The organism is Rhodococcus sp. WB9, assembly GCF_007558985.1.
GTDB classification, from domain to species: Bacteria; Actinomycetota; Actinomycetes; order Mycobacteriales; family Mycobacteriaceae; genus Rhodococcus_F; species Rhodococcus_F opacus.
This window is the reverse complement of sequence record NZ_CP041769.1, coordinates 5,863,438-5,882,540: the sequence shown is the minus strand read 5'-3', so window position 1 is coordinate 5,882,540 and position 19,103 is coordinate 5,863,438. Positions and strand designations below refer to the sequence as shown.

The 19,103-nt window shown below is 70.4% G+C and carries 14 protein-coding genes and 1 pseudogene; 8 read left to right on the top strand and 7 right to left on the bottom strand.

Going from position 1 to position 19,103, the window contains the following annotated elements; genetic code table 11:
* The first annotated feature begins 49 nt into the window (after positions 1 to 49).
* From FND50_RS27410 to FND50_RS27400, 3 genes and pseudogenes are all read left to right on the top strand, one after another.
* Positions 50 to 847 (top strand): hypothetical protein, encoded by a 798-nt coding sequence (locus tag FND50_RS27410; protein WP_144287794.1) that lies wholly within the window; start codon positions 50 to 52, stop codon positions 845 to 847.
* Positions 848 to 967: 120 nt separating this feature from the next.
* A complete protein-coding gene (locus FND50_RS27405) occupies positions 968 to 1,255 on the top strand; it encodes a hypothetical protein (protein ID WP_120660553.1) in 288 nt (95 codons plus the stop codon).
* A 110-nt stretch (positions 1,256 to 1,365) separates the two neighbouring features.
* Positions 1,366 to 5,490, top strand: a pseudogene (locus FND50_RS27400) (HAD-IC family P-type ATPase); the annotation flags it as partial.
* 101 nt (positions 5,491 to 5,591) lie between these two features.
* On the opposite strand, the gene FND50_RS37890 reads toward FND50_RS27400, so the two are convergent.
* Positions 5,592 to 5,663 (bottom strand): Rv1535 domain-containing protein, encoded by a 72-nt coding sequence (locus FND50_RS37890; protein WP_369691050.1) that lies wholly within the window; start codon positions 5,661 to 5,663, stop codon positions 5,592 to 5,594.
* A 141-nt stretch (positions 5,664 to 5,804) separates the two neighbouring features.
* On the opposite strand from FND50_RS37890, the gene FND50_RS27395 reads away from it, so the two are divergent.
* Entirely contained in the window at positions 5,805 to 6,077 is a 273-nt protein-coding gene (locus tag FND50_RS27395; protein ID WP_005253947.1) for a hypothetical protein, read from the top strand.
* A 14-nt stretch (positions 6,078 to 6,091) separates the two neighbouring features.
* Here FND50_RS27395 and FND50_RS27390 read toward each other — a convergent pair whose 3' ends face one another.
* Both FND50_RS27390 and FND50_RS27385 read right to left on the bottom strand, forming a co-directional pair.
* A complete protein-coding gene (locus FND50_RS27390) occupies positions 6,092 to 6,598 on the bottom strand; it encodes a hypothetical protein (RefSeq protein WP_065491971.1) in 507 nt (168 codons plus the stop codon).
* Positions 6,599 to 6,711: 113 nt separating this feature from the next.
* A complete protein-coding gene (locus FND50_RS27385) occupies positions 6,712 to 6,981 on the bottom strand; it encodes an ANTAR domain-containing protein (RefSeq protein ID WP_025433084.1) in 270 nt (89 codons plus the stop codon).
* Between the two features lie 135 nt (positions 6,982 to 7,116).
* Here FND50_RS27385 and FND50_RS27380 point away from each other — a divergent pair, with 135 nt between their 5' ends.
* The 4 genes from FND50_RS27380 (at position 7,117) to recD (ending at position 16,766) form a co-directional block, all read left to right on the top strand.
* Complete coding sequence (locus tag FND50_RS27380; RefSeq protein ID WP_007300381.1) at positions 7,117 to 8,214, top strand: GIY-YIG nuclease family protein; 1,098 nt, start codon at positions 7,117 to 7,119, stop codon at positions 8,212 to 8,214.
* A 118-nt stretch (positions 8,215 to 8,332) separates the two neighbouring features.
* Positions 8,333 to 11,593, top strand: coding sequence for an exodeoxyribonuclease V subunit gamma (recC, locus tag FND50_RS27375; protein WP_144287792.1), 3,261 nt, complete (start codon positions 8,333 to 8,335; stop codon positions 11,591 to 11,593).
* Positions 11,551 to 14,901 (top strand): UvrD-helicase domain-containing protein, encoded by a 3,351-nt coding sequence (locus FND50_RS27370; RefSeq protein ID WP_144287791.1) that lies wholly within the window; start codon positions 11,551 to 11,553, stop codon positions 14,899 to 14,901. Before recC ends, FND50_RS27370 begins: the two co-directional genes overlap by 43 nt.
* The gene (recD, locus tag FND50_RS27365; protein WP_144287790.1) at positions 14,898 to 16,766 is read left to right on the top strand and encodes an exodeoxyribonuclease V subunit alpha; all 1,869 of its coding nucleotides are present in this window, start codon (positions 14,898 to 14,900) and stop codon (positions 16,764 to 16,766) included. The genes FND50_RS27370 and recD overlap by 4 nt, the downstream gene beginning before the upstream one ends.
* Here recD and FND50_RS27360 read toward each other — a convergent pair.
* The 4 genes from FND50_RS27360 to FND50_RS27345 all read right to left on the bottom strand — a co-directional run bounded on the left by FND50_RS27360 (position 16,684) and on the right by FND50_RS27345 (position 18,956).
* Positions 16,684 to 17,214 (bottom strand): DoxX family protein, encoded by a 531-nt coding sequence (locus tag FND50_RS27360; protein ID WP_144287789.1) that lies wholly within the window; start codon positions 17,212 to 17,214, stop codon positions 16,684 to 16,686. The genes recD and FND50_RS27360 overlap by 83 nt on opposite strands.
* A gap of 19 nt (positions 17,215 to 17,233) precedes the next feature.
* Entirely contained in the window at positions 17,234 to 17,725 is a 492-nt protein-coding gene (locus tag FND50_RS27355; protein WP_144287788.1) for a DUF4188 domain-containing protein, read from the bottom strand.
* Between the two features lie 132 nt (positions 17,726 to 17,857).
* Positions 17,858 to 18,352 (bottom strand): pentapeptide repeat-containing protein, encoded by a 495-nt coding sequence (locus FND50_RS27350; protein ID WP_144287787.1) that lies wholly within the window; start codon positions 18,350 to 18,352, stop codon positions 17,858 to 17,860.
* 214 nt (positions 18,353 to 18,566) lie between these two features.
* Entirely contained in the window at positions 18,567 to 18,956 is a 390-nt protein-coding gene (locus FND50_RS27345; RefSeq protein ID WP_144287786.1) for an excalibur calcium-binding domain-containing protein, read from the bottom strand.
* Positions 18,957 to 19,103: the final 147 nt, after the last annotated feature.

Here is a 19,103-nt window from a genome sequence, read left to right as displayed (position 1 = left end):
TCTCTCCACCTGCGTACGGGACGCAGAATCAGGGACGGACACGTAGACAGTGGAAGACACCGCCAGCCGGGGAATCCAGGCTTTCATCGCCGATGTCGTGGAACGGGGCGGCAAGGCAGTCCGGCTCACCCACTCGCGACGTAACCCCGTCCAGGTCTGGGGCGACGACGGCACGAGCTGCATCGTGCGGGTGCGCTCCAAGCTCAGCGGTGACTGGCAGGCCCGCAAACAGGACGAATCGCTCGACGACGACGACACCGGCTCGCAGTTCTGGGTGTTCGTGGATCTCGCGAGTTCGCCGGAGGAGTTCTTCGTCGTGCCCTCGTCCGAGGTGGCCGATGACATCCGCGCCGAGGTGGATCTGTGGATGATGGACACCCCGGGCCGCACGCGGACCGGACATCACGCGATTCCGCTGAGCCGGGTCGCGCACGGTCGCGGGCGCTGGGATCTTCTCGGGCTGGCGGGGGAGAAAGACCCCAGCCGCTACAGCGACGCGCAACGCGCCACGACGGCGGCCACGTTGCGCGCCGACGCCGCCGCGCGCACCTCCGCCCGGAAGAAGCCGGCCAAAGCGACCGCGGTGTTGGAGGAACTGATCGATACCCGCCTCGAGGTCGTGGCCGACTTCGAGGGTTATCGGCTGGTCGGACGGTTCGACCCCGACACGCAGACTCTGGAGATCATGCGCGGTCCGATGCAGGGCCGCCGGTTTCCCGACCCCACGACCGCGGCGACCGCCGTTGCCAGTCACATCAGCGGAGACATCGAAACCCACGACGGCTGGGAATTCTGGCGCACCGAACAAGGTGATCGAATTCCCGTGGGACAGAACAGCATCCGATAATCGCTGAGAGTTCCCTGAAACTGTTCCGGCGCGCGGAGGTTGAGAATACCCTGAGGTGGGTACCGCAGACATGATCCGCCGCGCATCGGCGGTAGTGGCCACGGCCGATGGGAGTTCATCATGCGAATCGTCGACGGCACAGTGCACGCCGTGTCAGGTGCTGCGAACGCGACGACCAGCGCGGTCGGTGCGGTCGGCGGCGCCGCGATCGGCGGTGTGGTCGGCGGAGTCCGCGGGGCGGCGAGCGGAGCCCGGTCCGGCATGGAGAGCGGCAGTCATTCGACGCCCGCCGCCGCCCTGACCCTGGCCGCCGTCGGCGCGGCGGGACTGGTCGAGTGGCCGGTGCTGGTCACCGTGGGCGGGGCGGCGCTCGTGCTGCGGCAGTTCGGCGCAGGTTCCAGGCAGTAGCTGCCGTGGGAGTCGGTCGATACCTCCGCGCCACCGCATCCCTGCCGGTGCGTGGCGCCGGGGTCGGACTCGGGGTGGCGTCATACGGGGGCACGGTCGCTGCCGATCTGATGGCGACCACCGCACGGACCGCGACACACATCGCCACCGAGGTGCTCGGAGGAACCCCCGCCCGCCGCACGAGTTCCGGACACGGCCGTGCCTGGATCGAGGTCCGCGGACTCGACGGACCTCGCGGGGACGACGTGGCCGCGACCGTTCTCGGCGCCGTCCGGGACACCGCCGGTGTGGCGGGAGCCGAACTCAACCGCGCGCTGTCCCGGCTGGTGGTGACGGTCGACGAGCACGGACCGTCGGTGGCCGCGTTGTGTGCCGTGGTCGAGGGCGCGGAGGATGTCGCGCGACCGATCGCTCGCGGTGCCGTCCGTGACCGGCCCGGAGAACTTCCCGGCGACGACGTCGCACTCGCCGAACGCGCGCTCGCACTGGCCGCCGTCACGACGGGGCTGGTCGCGGCCGCCGGCCTTCGCCTGCTGCCGATGCCCGCCCTGCCGTCGGCGGTGCCTGCCGCCGCCGTCACGTTCGTCAACTATCAGCCCCGATTGCGCAGCATGGTCGAGAACCGGCTCGGGCCGGACGCCGCCGAACTGCTGCTCGCCACCGCTCAGGCCGTCGGCGACGTGCTGCGGCGGGCGCCTGCGTCACTCGCCGTGGACGTGGCACTGCGGTCGGCGATCACGGCGGAGGCGTGGTCGGGCCGGCGGGTATGGCACCGCCGCGAACCCGAACTGGCCCGGCACCCCGCGGACGACACGGATCGCCCCGCCCGCGCGCGCGGCACATCGGGACCGGTCGAGCGGGACGTCGACCGGGCGGCGATCGCGCAGTGGGTGGGCGCGACCGCGGTGGGCGCGGCGACCCGAAGTGTCGCAGGCGCCGCGGACGCGGCCCTGGTCGCAGCGCCGAAGGCGGCGCGCACCGCACGCGAGACCTTCGCCGCGACGCTCGGCCGTGGACTGGCCGATCGCCACACCGTGCTGGCCCTGCATCCCGGCGCGTTGCGCTGCCTGGACCGGGTCGACGCGGTGGTCGTGGACCCGTCGGTGCTGCACACGGCCGAGCTCCGGGTGAGCGGTATCCGTGCGGTTCGGGACGCCGACCGGACGAGAGTGTGGGAGGCCGCGCGTTCTGCCGTGGAGGCAGGCGCTCTCGGGGTGGGCTGGCACGCGCTGACCGACCTTCCGGACGATATCGCCGCGGCAGCCTCGGACGAAGATTCCGCTGTCCTGGTGACCCCCGCCCACCACCCGAGCGCGGCGGCCGTGCTCGCGCAGGCTCGCACGTCGGGCGCCCAGGTGGTGTCGGTGAACGTGGACACGCTCGGCGGACTCCGCTCGGCGTTCGACGATCTGCTGCCCTCCGGCGGGTCACTGGACGCGGACCTTCGCGACGCCGTCGCGCAATTGCAGGCGAACGGCGCGACGGTCGCGGTGATCGCCGGCCGGGCGCCGCACGCCCTGTCGTCCGCCGACGTCGGGATCGGTGTCCTCGTCGACGACGCCCCGCCACCGTGGTGCGCGGACCTGCTGGTCGACGATCTCGTCGGAGTGTGGCGGGTGCTGCGGGCCCTGCCGGACGCGCGGACGGCGAGCCGGCGCGGCGTCGAGATCGCAACGGCGGCGTCGATGCTCGGTGCGCTCGTCATGCTGCCCGGAGTGCGTGGCCGCGGACCCGGACCCGTCACGGTCGGCGCGGCGGCAGGATTGTGGACGGGGCATTCCCTCGCGCGCAGAGTGCTGCGGGCCGAGGTTCCACCCGCTGCCCCGGTTCACGCCTGGCACGAGATGCCGGTGCCGGATGTGCGCCGCCTGCTGCCCCCGCGCGACGGCGAGGATGCCGCGGTCTCCCGGCGTCGCTCGGTGAATCTGGTGCTGACCCCGGTCGAGGCGATCGGGCGGCTCACCGCGTGGCCGGTCGGGCTGGCCTGGGATTTCGGTCGGGTGATGCGGACGGAACTGTCGGATCCGCTGACCCCCGTCCTCGCCACCGGATCTGCGGCGAGCGCACTGCTCGGGTCGCCGATCGACGCGGTGCTGGTGGGCTCGGTGCTGGCGGGCAACGCCGCGCTGTCGGCCGTGCAACGGCTGCACGCGGAACGTCTGCTGAACCGGTTGCTGGCGGCGGGTGATCCGCCCGCACACCGCGTCGCCGGGTCCCCGGAGCGCCGGGTGACCGAGCAGGTGGAGGCCTCGCGGTTGCGGCCGGGCGACGTGATCGAGATCGGTCCCGGCGAGGTGGTGCCCGCCGACGGCAGGCTGGTCGAGGTGTCCGGCGTCGAGGTCGACGAGTCCTCGCTCACCGGGGAATCGCTGCCGGTGAGCAAGCAGACATCGCCGACTCCGGGCGCACCGCTCAGCGAACGTGCCTGCATGGTGTTCGCGGGGACCACGATCCTCACCGGCACGGCGACGGCGATCGTCACCGCGGTGGGCGACACAACGGAAGCGGGACGCGCGGGCGCGCTCACCCCGGCGAGTGTGTCGCACGTGGGTCTGCAGGCGCAGCTCAGAAGCCTCACCGACCGGGTGCTGCCCGTCAGTGTGGGCGGCGGCGCCCTCGTCACCGCCGTCGGGTTCCTGCGCGGCACCGGACTGCGGCAGGCGGTCACGAGTGGTGTCGCGGTCGCGGTGGCGGCGGTTCCCGAGGGTCTGCCGCTCGTCGCGACCCTGGCGCAGCAGGCCGCCGCACGCCGACTGACGCGGTCGGGCGCGTTGGTGCGGGCGCCCCGTTCCGTCGAGGCGCTCGGCCGCGTCGACGTGGTGTGCTTCGACAAGACGGGCACCCTGAGCGAGAACCGACTGCGGGTCGTCACCGCCGTCCCGGAGTCGGGGTTCGATCGCGAGGACGTGCTCGAGTGCGCGGGCCGGAGCGCGGTGACCCCCGACGGCAGTCCGGCCGCACACGCCACCGACGCCGCGATCGCCGACGCGGCAGTGGACCTGCTACCGCAGGGGGAGGACCGGAGCAGTTACCTTCCGTTCCGGTCCGGACGGTCCTACTCCGCCTCGCTGTCCGGGACACAGGTGTCGTTGAAGGGTGCGCCGGAGGTCGTGGTCGCGGCGTGCACCGGAATCGACGCGGACGAGGTCCACGACACCGTTCTCGGCATGGCTGCCGACGGGTTACGCGTCATCGCCGTCGCCCGCCGGACCGTCACGCCCTTCCAGGCGCGTCGCGCGGCCGACGACACCGCGGTGCTCGACGATCTGTGCGGCAGTGGGCTGCAACTCGTCGGACTGCTCGGGCTGGCGGACACTCCGCGCCCCGAAGCGGCCGGACTGCTCCCGGCATTGGAAGGGCTACAGGTCGGGGTCCGGCTGATCACCGGCGACCATCCCGTCACGGCCACCGCCATCACGAAAGAGCTGGGACTGGCGGTGTCGTCCGAGCAGGTGATCAGCGGGACCGACTGGGACACCCTGTCGCACCGGGGGCAGGAGAATGCCGTCGAGAAGTGCGTCGTCTTCGCCCGGATGTCGCCGGAGAACAAGGTGCAGATCGTGCAGACCCTCGAGCGTGTCGGTCACGTCTGCGCGATGGTCGGCGACGGCGCCAACGACGCGGCCGCGATCCGGGCGGCCAGCGTGGGGATCGGTGTCAGCTCGCGCGGCAGCGACCCGGCCCGCAGCGCCGCGGACGTGGTGCTCCTCGACGGCCGCGTCGACGCGTTGCTCGACGCCCTCGACGAGGGCCGTCAACTGTGGCGGCGGGTGCAGGCGGGAGTGTCGGTGCTGCTCGGCGGGAACGCAGGCGAGGTGGCGTTCGCCCTGATCGGCAGTGCGATCGCCGGACGGTCGCCGCTGACGGCGCGTCAGCTCCTGCTGGTGAACGTGCTCACGGACGCCCTGCCCGCGGCCGCGCTCGCGGTCAGTCCGCCCAACGAACAGGCCCGGGGAGAGGGCCGCGGCCCGGACGGTGCGGCGCTGTGGCGGACAGTCGCGATCCGCGGCGCCGCCACCGCGGCGGGCGCGACGACGGCGTGGGCGCTGGCGAGCGTGACGGGCAGGCAACGCCGGGCGTCGACGGTCGGGCTGGTGGCGCTGGTCGGCACACAGCTGGGTCAGACGCTCATCGATTCGCGGAGTCCGCTCGTGGTGCTCACCGCGGGCGGTTCACTCGCCGCACTCACCGTCATGGTCGGTACTCCCGGTGTCAGTCAGCTCCTCGGTTGCACCCCGCTCGGACCGGTCGGGTGGGCCCAGGCGCTCGGCTGTGCGGGTGCGGCGACCGCGGCCGCCGCGTTCGCACCGGGGCTGCTCGAAAAGCTTGTGGGCGATCAGTCGACGATCTCGATCACGCCCGCCCGCAGCAGCACGGCGTACACCTCCCGCAGCGGTGGGGTGAGCACTCGGGTGACCACCCCGGTCAACGGGTCCCCGGCTGCGGAGAAGACACCGGCAGCGGTCTGGGCGACGGAACTCAGCACAGCGGACACGGTCCGCGATCAAGGTGGCTGACCGGGAAACGGCACGGACAAGGGAGACGAACTATGGCCCAACGAACGTCGGAGGCGGAATCGCAGAGCGACGCCGTCCAGCGGGTGCGGGAGGCCCACAGCTTCGCGGTGCAGCTACCGATCCTCGGCAGGGTGCCGCTGCCGCGTCCCGAGCAACTGGCATTCTTCGCGGCGATCGGCTTGCTCGCCGCAGTCGAGATCATCGAATGGCCGGTCGCCCTGACCATCGCGGCAGGGCACATCCTGATCACCGACCAGCACAACCGCGCCGTCCAGGAGATCGGGGAGGCCCTGGAAGGCGCGTGACGCGGAGGTCCGGATCAGGCGGGCGGACAGGCCGGTGACGTCAGCTGCGCGATCGCCACGATGGAACATGCCGTCGCCTTCGACAATTTCCACGTCCCGTTCTCGCCGGGCACGAAGATGGCGGGCAGGGTGTTCTGCTGCACCTGGCCGTTGATCGTCAGCTGCAGCTGCGCGCTGGCGCTGCCGTCGCCGTTATCGATCACCGGGTCCAGTACCTGGACCTGCGCACCTGCCTGCTGGGCGGCGGCGGCGACCTGATTGAACAGGTTCGGGTCCTGCTCCGAACCCTCCACCATGGCGATCTTCTCCTCGAGGGGAGTGGCCGGGTCGAGGCCCTTCGCCAGCAGGGCGTTGAGGTCGGCCGCGGTCGGCAGTTCGAGTTCGGCGCTGGTCTCGGCGGCTGCAGTGGTCGTGGACGTGGTGGTCGCGCTCGGCCCGGAAGACTCGTCGGAACCACAAGCGGACATCGTGAGGGCTGCGGCGATCGCTACCGCGGCAACCGTGATTTTGCGGATCGTCAACTCAGTTACCTCTTCGTATCTCGGTGCGCTGGTCGTTCGGTCTCACATCGAGTCTGAAGGTTTGGGCAGCGTCGCGCCGTCGAAGTCAGAGAATTCTCAGACTTCGACCGAATTCAGGCCGCCGTGCCGAACGCGCCACGGTACGGAGTGGCATGGCTCCACTGCAGAGCGGCAGCGGTGACGTCGGACGCGGGAAGGTCGTGGTGATGGGTCTGGATGAACGCGATCAGTGCGCGGGCGGTGCGGGCGAGGGCGACCTTGTGCCTGCGGGACGTCTCCGCGAGTTCGGTGAACGCGTCGTTCTCGGAGCATCCGCGGAAGGCGATGAGGATGCCGACCGCGATGTCGACGGCCGTGCGGGTGGAGTAGCTGGGCGCTGTCATGAATGTTCTCCCAACCTGCGTCGCAATGGGTACAACTCCATCCTCCCGCACTCGGTAGGACGTCGAAAGGGTTCGGATCTCCTCGAGCCTTCCTCGTGCGAGTTCTTCACCCGGGTTTTCCCTTACGGTAGGGGCATGGCTACCGTCTGGACGATCCCGATCGACATCACTTCTCGCTGGCTCGACAATTCCGAGGTCCAGACTTTCCTCGCGTCCAACGACCTGGACAACGCGGCACCCGACCCCCGGGTGCGGTTCGCGCAGTTCGCGGACGTCACGAAGTCGCTGGAACGTCACATCGGGCACACCTTCTCCTCTGTGCAGGGCGCGGCCACCGCACTCTTCGACGGCATCGACGGCGGCGTCCCCGTCGCGTTGAAACTGGCGGCGCTGCGCCTGATCCTGAAAGAGGTGTATCAGACCCGTCACGCGCCGCAGCCGTTCCCGAAGCGGGTGGGCGAGGAACTCGGCACCTACGTCTACGCGCTCCTCGATCCCCGCAACAGGTCGGTGTTCTACGTCGGCGCCGGGCGGGGCACCCGGGTGTACGGCTACGTGTGGGAGGCGTTGGCCGAGAACGAGCACCGGCAGACGCTCGAGGATCCGGAGACCGACAGCGCCGAGGTGAAGGCCGCGACCATCGCCCGCATCCGCGAGATCTACGACTCCGGCCACGAGGTCGAGCACTACATCGTGGCCCATCGGATCGCCGACACCGGTGACGTCGCCGGTGCGGTGCGGGGCGGAATCGTGGGCGCGCTGGGGCTGAACGAGGGTGCGGTGCTCAGCAATCTCGCCGGTGGCGCGGGCGAGCATCGTGCGGTGCCCGTCGACGACCTCGTGTTGCAGTACGCAGCAGAACCCGTCCCGAACCTGCCGACTCCCTGCGTCGTCCTCGAGGTGCCCGCCGCGTCCCGGCGCGGCGTGACGCCCGAGGAGGTATACGAACTGTCCCGCGGCGCGTGGGCGGCAGGCGCTGCCGTCCGCAACACCGACGACATCCCGGTGATCGTGTTCGCGGACAACATCGTTCGTGCCGCATACCGTGCCAAGTCCTGGTCCTCGGTCGCCCGACCGGGCGACGCGGCGCTGTGGCGGTTCACGGGCGAGCCCGACACCGAACTGGAGAGCCAATTCGTGAACAAGCGCATCGTCCCCGCCAAGGTCGGTCTGAAGAAGTGGCCCACCCATGGCTGGGTCCCGCACCTCACCCAGGCGCGCCCCGGCCGCTGACGTGAGTGGCGAAGCGTGCCCCGGCACACTTTGCCACTCACCTGCAGAGTGGGCCTCCCGAGTCGGTGGGTTGTGGTAAGTCTGAGCCGACCGGAGTTGGGGAGCGAAGGGAGGCCACGTGCTCGTACTGCATCGCGCCGAGCGTTCCACCACTCTCGCGTCGGCTCTCGGCGACGTGCTCGCGACCCCGCTGCCCGATCCGTTCGCCCGGGAGGTCGTCGCGGTCCCGGCGAAGGGGGTGGAGCGCTGGCTCACGCAGCGCCTCTCGACCGCGCTCGGTGCCCGGCCCGACGTCGGCGACGGGGTGGCCGCGAACATCGACTTCCCGTCCCCGACCCGGCTCGTCGACGAATGCCTCGCCGCCGCCACGGGGGTAACCGCCGACGACGACCCGTGGAATCCGTCCCGCGTGCTGTGGTCATTGCTCGGCGTCGTCGACGACTGCCTCGGTGAGCCCTGGTGTGCCGTCCTCGCGAAACACCTCGGCCACGGCCTCCCGGATCGAGACCCGGACGATCACCGGCCGGGCCGGCGCTACGCCACCGCCTCACACCTGACCGATCTGTTCCGCAGTTACGCCGCACAGCGGCCGGCGATGCTGGTCGACTGGGCCGGAGGCCGCGACACCGACGGTGCGGGTGGTCCACTCGACGACGACCTTCTCTGGCAGGCCGAACTGTGGCGGCGGCTGCGTGAGCATGTCGGCAGCCCCGCTCCCGCCGAGCGGCTCGACTCCGCCTGCGCCCGGCTGCGCGAGGAACCGGACCTCGTCGAACTCCCCGCCCGACTGTCGCTGTTCGGTCCGACACGCCTCGCGACCGATCAGATCGCGGTCCTCGCCGCCCTCGCCGTCAATCGTGATGTGCACCTGTGGCTTCCGCATCCGAGTCCCGCGATGTGGTCGTCGCTGTCCACGGCAGCCAGCGTTCTCGCACGCGCCGACGACGACACCGCGCTGTCCGTCGCCCATCCGCTGCTGTCGAGCCTGGCGCGGGACGTCCGCGAACTCGAGTCGAGGCTGACCCGTCTCGACGTCGACGACCTCCACCACGAGGGACCTGCGCCCCGCGACTCCCTGCTGGGGTGCCTGCAGGTGGACGTCCGGGACGACCGGGCGCCCGCGCTCGCCGAGTGCACGGCCGACGCGTCCGTCCAGGTCCACGCGTGCCACGGACCGGCCCGCCAGGTGGAGGTCCTGCGTGAATGCCTCCTGCATCTCTTCGAGGACGATCCGACTCTCGAACCGCGCGACGTGCTCGTCATGTGCCCCGACGTCGAGTCGTACGCCCCGCTGATCCGGGCCGCGTTCGGGCAGGACGTGCTCGGGCATCCCGGCCATCGCCTCCGGGTCCGCCTTGCGGATCGTGCCCTGCACCAGACCAATCCGGTTCTCGCCGTGGTGTCGACGCTCCTCGAACTCGCCGACGCGAGGGTGACGGCGAGTCAGGTCCTGGACCTGTCGGCGGCCGCGCCGGTGCGCAGGCGGTTCCGGTTCGGCGACGACGACCTCGAACGGATCCGGGAGTGGGCGACCGCGACGGGCGCCCGCTGGGGAATCGGGCCGCGGCAGCGCGCCGCATTCGGTCTCGGCGAATTCCCCCAGAACACGTTCACCACCGCGCTCGACCGAATCCTGCTCGGCGCCGCGGCCGACGAGTCCGAAGGCGAATGGCTCGCCCTGGCCCTGCCGCTCGACGACGTCGACAGCAACGACATCGACCTCACCGGGCGGCTGGCGGAATTCGTCGACCGGCTCGACGTCGCGCTGCGCGGGCTCGGCGGGCCGCAATCGGTCGCGGAATGGTCGAGCGCGCTCACCCGGGCGCTCGACCTCCTCGTCGACGTCAGCGCCGCCGACACGTGGCAACTCGCGCAGGCGCGACGAGAACTCGGGGCGGCGATGGAACACGGTGGCGACGCGGTTCTGCGACTGTCGGACGTGCGCGCCATGCTGGCCACCCGGCTCGCGGGCCGCCCCACCCGCGCGAACTTCCGCACGGGCGAGCTGACGGTGTGCACGATGGTGCCGATGCGGTCGGTGCCGCACCGTGTGGTCGTTCTCCTCGGCCTCGACGACGAGGTGTTCCCGCGGGGTGTGAGCGTGGACGGCGACGACGTGCTGGCCCGTAATCCCCTTCTCGGTGAACGCGATCCGCGCAGCGAGGACCGGCAGTTGCTACTCGACGCCGTGATGTCGGCGAGGGAGAAACTCCTGCTGTTCTACACGGGCGCCGACCCCGTCACCGGCATGTCGCGACCGCCGGCGATCCCGCTGTCCGAGCTGCTCGACGCGGTGGCGGCCACCGTCGGGAACGATGCCCTGCCCGGCATCGTGACCCGGCATCCGTTGCAGCCGTTTGATGCACGCAACTTCCGGCCCGGGCACCCGTTCAGTTTCGACCGGGCGGCGCTGGCCGGTGCCCGCGCCGCGCAGCACCCGCCCAATCCGGAGCCCGCGTTCCTGCCTGCGCCGTTGGTGCCGCCGCCGCTGGGGGACGTCGATCTCGCCGACCTCATCGCGTTTCTGGTGCACCCGACGCAGGCGTTTCTGCGGCAACGGCTCGGGTTGCGGGTCCCCGACGTGGACGAGGACCTCGCCGACGCATTGGACGTGGCGCCCGATCCGCTGGCCCGGTGGGATCTTGGCCAGAGGATGCTCGTCGCGAGGCTGGCGGGAGTCGAACTGGCCGACTTCCGCGCCGCGGAGTGGCGCCGAGGGACGTTGCCACCGTTCAAGTTGGGGGAGTCGGTGCTCGGCGGAATCGAGCACGCGGTCGAGTCGCTCGTCGCCGTCAGCGGGTCCGTGCACGTCGGGCGCGCGGAGACCGTGGACGTCGATGTCGATCTCGGCTCCGGACGGCGCCTCACCGGCACCGTCGGCGGTGTGCACGGGTCGGTGATCGCGAGCACCACGTATTCGAAGCTGGGGCCGAAACACCGTCTCGCCGCTTGGGCGCAGTTGCTGGCGGTCGCGGCGTCCGACAACGAGACCGAGTGGACTGCGGTCACGACCGGCCGCGGTGCGTACAGCCGCCCGGCGTGGCGCTCGACCCTCACCGCACCCGAGAACGCAGTGGAAGAGTTGGTGCGACTCGTCGAACTGCGCGATCTGGGGCTGCACGCGCCGTTGCCGATCGCCACGGGCGCGTCGGCGGCCTATGCCGAACGACGCCACGGCGGCAGCAGCATGGAGGACGCGATCGAGGCGGCCCGGAAGGAATGGAGCAGTGACTTCGGTGACTCACGCGACCGGCACATCACATACGTGTACGGGGCTTCGCCCGGGCTCGACGTCCTCGGCGACACGGTGACCATCGAGAACTACGCCCGGCAACTGTGGGCGCCGCTGCTCGCCGCCGAGACGTTGGCGCAGCCGTGACCGGCGCGCGAGGCTTCGACCTCCTCGGTCCGCTGCCGGAGGGCACGACGGTGCTCGAGGCGAGCGCCGGCACCGGCAAGACGTACGCGATCGTCGGTCTGGCCGCCCGCTTCGTCGCCGAGGGTGGCGTGGACCTGTCGCAGCTGTTGCTGGTGACGTTCAGCCGGGCGGCCACGCAGGAGCTGCGGGAACGCACCCGTGAGCGGTTCGGTTCCGCCGCAGCCGCATTGGCCGATCCGGCGGCGGCGCGGCTGAGCGCGGATCAACTGATCCGGCATCTCGCCGAAGCCGACACCGACGAGGTGACGCTACGGCGCCGGCGCCTGCTGCAAGCACTGTCGGACTTCGACGCCGCCACCATCGTCACCACCCACAGCTTCTGTCAGCGCATGCTCGACGGGCTCGGCATCGCGGGCGAACGCGACTCCGACACGGTGCTGGTCGAGGCCGCCGACGACCTCACGACGGAGGTGATCGCCGACCTGTACCTGCGGGCCTACAGTCGAGTCGAGTCGGCGCCGTTCACTCCGGCGGAGGCCACCGCGGCCGCCCGGGCGGCCATCTTCGACCCGCAGGCCGTGCTCGCCCCGGAAGATGCGCGGGGCACCCCGGCGGGGGATCGGGTGGCGTTCGCCGAGGCGGTGCGCGCCGAGGTCGAGCGGCGCAAACGTGCGGTGGGTCTGCGTGACTTCGACGATCTCCCGATGCTGCTCCATCGCGTCCTCAGCGATCCCGAGCACGGTGCGGCGGCCCGCCGGCGAGTCCGCGAACGCTACGGCGTCGTGCTCGTCGACGAGTTCCAGGACACCGACCCGCTGCAGTGGGACATTCTGCGCCGAACGTTCCACGGCAGCGGAACTCTGGTCCTCGTCGGCGATCCGAAGCAGGCCATCTATGCGTTCCGTGGGGCGGAGGTGCTCAGCTATCTGGACGCGGTGCGGTCGGCGGACCGTCACCAGGAGTTGACCACCAACTGGCGCAGCGATCAGGAGCTCCTCGACGGGCTCGAATATCTGCACGGCGGGGCCGCGCTCGGGCATCCCGAGATCGTGGTGCACCGCGTCGACGGTGCGAGACCGAAGTCGCGTCTGACGGGTGCCGTGCCGCTGCGGCTGCGGTATCTGCCGAGGACCGGCGCCGGGCCGATCAACAAGTCGGGATACCCCACGGTGGGGCCGCTCCGGAAGCGGATCGCGGCGGACCTCGCCGCCGACATCGTCGCCCTCCTCGACGGTGGCGCGACACTCGACGTCGGGGGGAGCGCCCGACTCGTCGAACCGGGCGACATCGCCGTCCTGGTGCGCACCAACGCGCAGATCACACTGGTCCACGACGCCCTCGACCGGGCGGGTGTGCCGTCCGTGCTCGCCGGCGGGGCCAGCGTCTTCACGACTCCGGCTGCGCAGCACTGGCTCTGGATTCTGCAGGCCATCGAGCAACCGCATCGTTCCGACCGGGTGCGGCTGGCCGCGCTCACCCCGCTGCTCGGGCACACGGCCGAGGAACTCGACGCTCGCGGCGACGACATCGTCGCCGAGGTCGGTGGGCAGCTCCGCGAGCTCGGCGCGGTGTTCGCGCAGTCCGGTTTCGCGGCCCTGTTCGAACGACTGTCCGCGGTCGGCGCGCTGGAGGCGAGACTGCTTCGGGTGGCAGCGGGTGAGCGGGCACTGACCGATCTCCGGCACGTGGCGCAGTTGCTCAACGGTGCCGCCGTCGAGCAGTCGCTCGGTCTGACGGCCGTCACCCGCTGGCTCACCGAACGGATGAAGGATCCGTCCTCGGGTGGGGTGGACCGCAGCCGGCGACTCGACAGTGACGCCGCAGCGGTGCAGATCGCGACCGTCCACGCCAGCAAGGGCCTCGAATTCCCGCTCGTGTACCTGCCGTACGCCTGGGACGCCGCGAAGATCTCGAAACCGAGCAAACTGCTGCTGCACGACGACGACGGGCGACGCATCCTCGACGTCGGCGGTCCGGGCAGCCCCGGTTACGCGGACCGCAGGAACCGGCACGACGCGGAAGAGGCGGGGGAGGAGTTGCGGCTGCTGTACGTCGCCGTGACCCGGGCGATGTGCGGGCTCGTGGTGTGGTGGGCACCGGCGTTCACGACGGCGGGCGCACCGCTGCACCGGATGATCCTGGGGCGGCAGCCCGGGCAGCGGGAGGTCCCGCCGAAGGTCACCGTCCCCGAGGATCCGGTTGTCGCGGAACGGTTGTCCGCGTGGGGTACGGAAGCTCCGGAGACGGTGACCGTCGAGGCGGTGGGTTCCGACCCGATCGCGCGGGTCGGGTGGACACCACAGCGTGAGCCCAGCGGAGACCTGGAAGCCGCGCGCTTCCGGCGGCTGCTCGACACGCGCTGGCGTCGCACGTCGTACTCGGCGTTGACCGCATCTGCGCACGACGCGCCCGCGGTGGGCAGTGAGGCCGAGGTCGAGGAGAAGACGGACGAACCGGACGAGCCTCCGTTGCAGGCTCCGGCCGACGTCACTTCGGGGGTGCCGTCGACGATGAACGAACTGCCCGGCGGCGCGACGTTCGGCACGCTCGTCCATGCCGTCTTCGAGATCGTCGACACCGCGGCACCCGATCTGGAAGCAGAAGTCCTGCGGTGCTGCCGCGACGTGATCGCGTCGACGCTGTCGGACATCGACCCCGCCCAGCTGGCGACGGCGCTGCTGCCCGTGCTGCGGACTCCCCTCGGCGCGGGGGGCGAGCCCACGCTCGCCGACATCGCCCCCGCAGACCTGCTGGCGGAGCTCGACTTCGAACTGCCGCTCGCCGGTGGCGACACACCCTCGCTCAGCGTGATGCTCGACGGCGTCGGCAGGGTGCTGCGCACCCACCTTCCCGTCGACGATCCGCTGCGGTCGTACGCCGATGCCGTGCAGACACTCGAGCCGACCCCGCTGCGCGGATACCTCACCGGCAGTATCGACGTCGTGCTGCGGTTGCCCGGACCGCGTTACGTCGTGGTCGACTACAAGACCAATCGCCTCGCGCAGGGCGACCTGACCACCGCGCACTACACCCGCGAGAGGATGGCCGCCGAAATGTTGCGGGCGCACTATCCGCTGCAGGCGTTGCTGTATTCCGTTGCGTTGCATCGGTACCTGCGCTGGAGGCAACCGGACTACGATCCGGCGGTGCACCTCGGTGGTGTCCGGTATCTGTTCGTTCGCGGAATGGTCGGCCCCGGCACCCCGCCCGGCTGTGGTGTCTTCGACTGGGCGCCGCCCGCCGCGCTGATCACCGAGCTGTCCGATCTGCTGTCCGGGTCGGCCTCCGAGCGGGAGGGGACGCGATGACCGAGGTGCAGGTGGCGCAGCGCGGCAAGGGGATGCTGCGGGTCTTCAACGAGGCCGGTGTGCTGGCCGCCGCGGACGTGCACGTCGCGTTGCGGTTGTCGGCGCTCGGAGGCGAATCGTCGGAAGACGTCGTACTGGCGACGGCGCTGGCGGTGCGGGCGGTGCGGTCCGGCTCGGTGTGCCTGGACCTGACGCGGATTCGTGAGGTGACCGTCGACGAGGAGTCCGAAGTCGATCTCGACGCACTGCCGTGGCCGGACGACGGCACGGTCGTCGAGGCACTGCGGCAGAGCCCGCTGGTCACGGGTGGTTCGGCGGGTCCGCTGCGACCGCTGCGGCTCGTCGACACGGCCGAGGGCGGGCTGCTCTACCTCGACCGGTACTTCCGGCAGGAAGCGACCATCCGGCGGGTACTCGACCACCGCGCTGTCGGGCATCCCCTCGTCGACGAGCAGTCGCTGCAGGAGGGGCTGGACGCGTTGTTCCGCGACCAGCACGACCACGGGGCGCCGGCCCCGGCTCCGGACCGGCAGCGGATCGCCGCCGCGGTCGCCGCCACACAGTGGACGTCGGTGGTGGTCGGCGGACCCGGAACAGGCAAGACGCACACCGTCGCCCGGGTGCTGGCGCTGCTGACCAGGCAGCCCGGGCCGGGCCTCCGGATCGCGCTCGCCGCACCCACCGGGAAGGCCGCGGCGCGGTTGCAGGAATCGGTGCGCGAGCAGTCCGACGCACTCGGGTTGCCGCCCGACCTGACCGCGATGACGCTGCATCGGCTGCTGGGCTGGCAGCGCGGACGTGGTAGCCGGTTCCGCTACAACGCGAACAATCACCTGCCCTACGACGCGATCGTGGTCGACGAGACGTCGATGGTGTCGCTGACGATGATGTGCCGTCTCCTCGAGGCCGTCCGCCCGGACACCCGCCTGGTGCTCGTCGGCGACCCCGATCAGCTGACGTCCGTCGACGCGGGCGCGGTCCTGGCCGATCTCGTGGCCCGGCCGGTGACGGGAACCGAGAATCCGGTGCTCGCAAGGATCGTCGGCGATGACCTGGAGGCAGCCGACGACCCGCTCGAAGCCGCCTTGAGTGCGGGAGAACGGGACAGATTGCGGGGCGGAGTGGTGCGGCTCAGCCGCGGGCGGCGGTTCGGCGGCGGCATCGCGCAGCTGGCCGTCGCGGTGCGGAAGGGCGAACCGGACGAGGTCATGGAGATTCTGTCGAGCGGCTTTCCTGAGGTGTCGTTCCACGGTCCCGAAGATCTGGACGCACTGCGGGCGGACGTGGTGGGGACGGCCGCCGCGGTCACCGGGTCCGCGGAATCCGGTGATGCCCTTGCTGCGCTGCGGCATTCGGAGGAGCACCGGCTGTTGTGCGCGCACCGCGAAGGTCCGTACGGCGTGCAGTGGTGGGCGCGGCAGGCGATGGAGTGGATAGGGGAGGCGACCGGGCAGCGACTGAACCCGGATCGCTGGTATCCGGGCCAGCCGCTGATGGTGACTGCCAATGATCACGAAACGAAGATCTACAACGGCGACACCGGGGTGATCGTGCGCCGCGACGACGACGAACTCGTCGCCGCATTCGTGCGGGGCAACGAACCGTTCCTGTTGCATCCGACGCATCTGTCCGCCGTGCAGACGGTGTACGCGATGACGATTCACCGCAGTCAGGGCAGTCAGTACGACACGGTGTCCGTGGTTCTTCCCGGCGAGGCGTCGTCGATGCTGACTCGCGAATTGCTGTACACCGCGATCACCCGGGCACGAAAGCACGTGCGGATCATCGGGTCCGAGGATGCAGTGCGGGCGGGAGTGCAACGTCGGGTGCTGAGGGCGAGTGGGCTTCGGAGGGCGATTCCGTAGCACGGCTCCGGAGGGAGGAGATCACGACGGCGAGAGTCGCGGACACGAAGACGACCTGCAGGAGTGTCCGGGGGATCAGGGCTTCGAACGGTCCCGTCGAGAGTCCCTCCACGGCGGCGTACACGTTCGCCGGGAACATCACGATCAGCAGGGCGGTGAGGCAGCCCGCCGCCCACGGCGCGGTGCGTCGTATCAGCAGTCCCGCGGCGCCGGCCAGTTCGAGCAGACCGGTCACGGTCACCAGCAGGCCGGGATTCGGCAGAGACGGCGGGACCATGTCGACGAGTTCCGCGCGCATCCCCACGAAGTGGGCCATGCCGGTCAGCGTGAACATGGCCGCGAGTCCGCCCCTCAGGGCAACGGGCCACGGCCGGAACCGGCGCACACCCGCCGCGCGTGCGACGAGGAGTGCCAGAGTGACGGCAACGAGGGCGATCAAGGGTTCCATGGTCCTTCTCCTGAATCGATCACTGTTCGTGGGTGTTGTTACTGCGGGACAGCCGGTCTCGGGCGCGGCTGAACTTCTGTGTGACGGGCACACGTGCGGTGGCGCGAGCCAGGCCCATCGCCGGCGTGCCGACGTAGATCGACTCGGCGCGGTCCACCAAATAGGTCTCGTGCCAGACGCCGACCGCACCGGGTGCCTTGCGGGCCCGCCGGTTGAATGCGGCCCAGGCCGGACGATGCTTCGCTTGGCTGTCACTGGCGTAGGCGTACAGCTTGTCGACGGAGTTCCAGTACTGAATCACTGTCGGGCCGCGCCCCTCGAACGTCAGGCGGTAGCCCATCAGACCCGAATCCGGATCTTCGGACAGCTCGCGCAGCATCCTCGGCATCGCGAGGAACGTGGGCAGCCACAGGTCCGGTCGCCAGGGTCGGTTGATGGTCATCCCGATCAGGAAGACCACCAGTTCGCCGTCGTAGTGGTGCGTCGAACGGGTGGGGTCGATCGTCGTCATCGGATGCCTCCCAATGTTGGATACCGATACTATCTAATAGTGGATAGTGCGGGTATCCAATGTCAAGGGGTTTGGGCATGCAAGAACCCGGGCCGCGCAGTGCGCGGCCCGGGTCACTGGGTCAGGAATGGTTTACGGAGCCGGCGACGGGGGTGTCACCGGGACGACCGAGGCGAGTGCGCGCTCGTGGGCGTCGGTGGACCATTCGGGTTCGGTCGTGATGTTCATGTCCCCGACGATCGTGCCGAAGATGTCGATGTCCGTGCTGTACAGGATCACCGCGTTGCGCTGCGAATCCGTGAAGTTCGTTCCGGTGATGTTCGCGTCGCTCAGGTCGGCGTACGACAGATTCGCGGCGGCGAAGTTGGTGCCGGTGAGGTTCGCCCGTTTCATGTTCGCACCCGACAGGTCGGCGAAGCTCAGGTTCAGGCCCGCCAGGTTCGCGGAACTCAGATCGGCGCCGGGGCAGGTCGTGCGATCGTCGGGATTAGGATTCGCCACAATCCTGCAGCCGTTGATCTCGGTGAGGACGTCCGCCGCGGCCGTTCCGGTGCCCGCAGTGAGTGCGGCACCCCCGGCCAGCGCGACCGCACCCAGTGTCAGAGCCCTGAAATGTGTCCTGCTCATGCCGGACCGCCCCCTCGCGTAGAACCTCAACCGTCATCGCCGAACTTAGTGCCGAGCGCACTGCGCCGTACGGGGAATCGCGACACCTGCACGTCGGGCGAGGCGTTGCCAGACACCGACGCACCCGTTCTCGGTAGACGCACCCGTTCTCGGGCTCGAAAACGGGTGCGGGGGCACAGAAGGGGTGCGTGTCGGATGGCGCGATCGTGATCGCCTACTCGCAGGCGATGCCGTCGTTGTCGCGGTCGAGGTGCGACGCGTAACCGTCCTGGCCGCGGTAGATCGGCGTCACGCCCGCATTGCGGGCCTCGGTGCAGTTCTTGTACCCCGCCCGCGGCGCGGGTGCCGGCGGTGCCGGAGCCACCTGCGGTGCGGGGGCTGCCTGCGGGGCCGGCGCGACCTGCGGCGCGGGTGCCGGTGCTGCCGGAGCGGCGGGCGCGGGCGGCAGGAGGGGGTTCACGGCGTCGGCCGAACCGCTCGGAATCAGGGACGCAATCTCCGGGGGGAGGAAATCGAAGATCGTCGCCGCCTGTGCGGAGGGTGCGGTCGCCATCGAAATGGCGGCACAACCGAGGACGCTGAGAACTAACCGTCGAGCCTTCATGTTTACCTCGTTCAGGGGTGGGGTGGGGCTTCCACGGAATGGTCGAGAAATGCCACGACGGCCAATCCATTCGGTGTGACGAGGATAGTAGCCACTTGGTAACGGACTTCGAAAGCTGTTGAGGCGCAATATCCCTCTGTGTCATTC

Excerpts from the sequence above, each read along its gene's own strand:
- FND50_RS27405 (WP_120660553.1), top strand. The coding sequence starts at position 968 with ATGCGAATCGTCGACGGCACAGTGCACGCCGTGTCAGGTGCTGCGAAC.
- FND50_RS27395 (WP_005253947.1), top strand. The coding sequence starts at position 5,805 with ATGGCCCAACGAACGTCGGAGGCGGAATCGCAGAGCGACGCCGTCCAG.
- FND50_RS27385 (WP_025433084.1), bottom strand. The coding sequence starts at position 6,981 with ATGACAGCGCCCAGCTACTCCACCCGCACGGCCGTCGACATCGCGGTC.
- FND50_RS27380 (WP_007300381.1), top strand. The coding sequence starts at position 7,117 with ATGGCTACCGTCTGGACGATCCCGATCGACATCACTTCTCGCTGGCTC.
- recD (WP_144287790.1), top strand. The coding sequence starts at position 14,898 with ATGACCGAGGTGCAGGTGGCGCAGCGCGGCAAGGGGATGCTGCGGGTC.
- FND50_RS27360 (WP_144287789.1), bottom strand. The coding sequence starts at position 17,214 with ATGGAACCCTTGATCGCCCTCGTTGCCGTCACTCTGGCACTCCTCGTC.
- FND50_RS27355 (WP_144287788.1), bottom strand. The coding sequence starts at position 17,725 with ATGACGACGATCGACCCCACCCGTTCGACGCACCACTACGACGGCGAA.
- FND50_RS27350 (WP_144287787.1), bottom strand. The coding sequence starts at position 18,352 with ATGAGCAGGACACATTTCAGGGCTCTGACACTGGGTGCGGTCGCGCTG.
- FND50_RS27345 (WP_144287786.1), bottom strand. The coding sequence starts at position 18,956 with ATGAAGGCTCGACGGTTAGTTCTCAGCGTCCTCGGTTGTGCCGCCATT.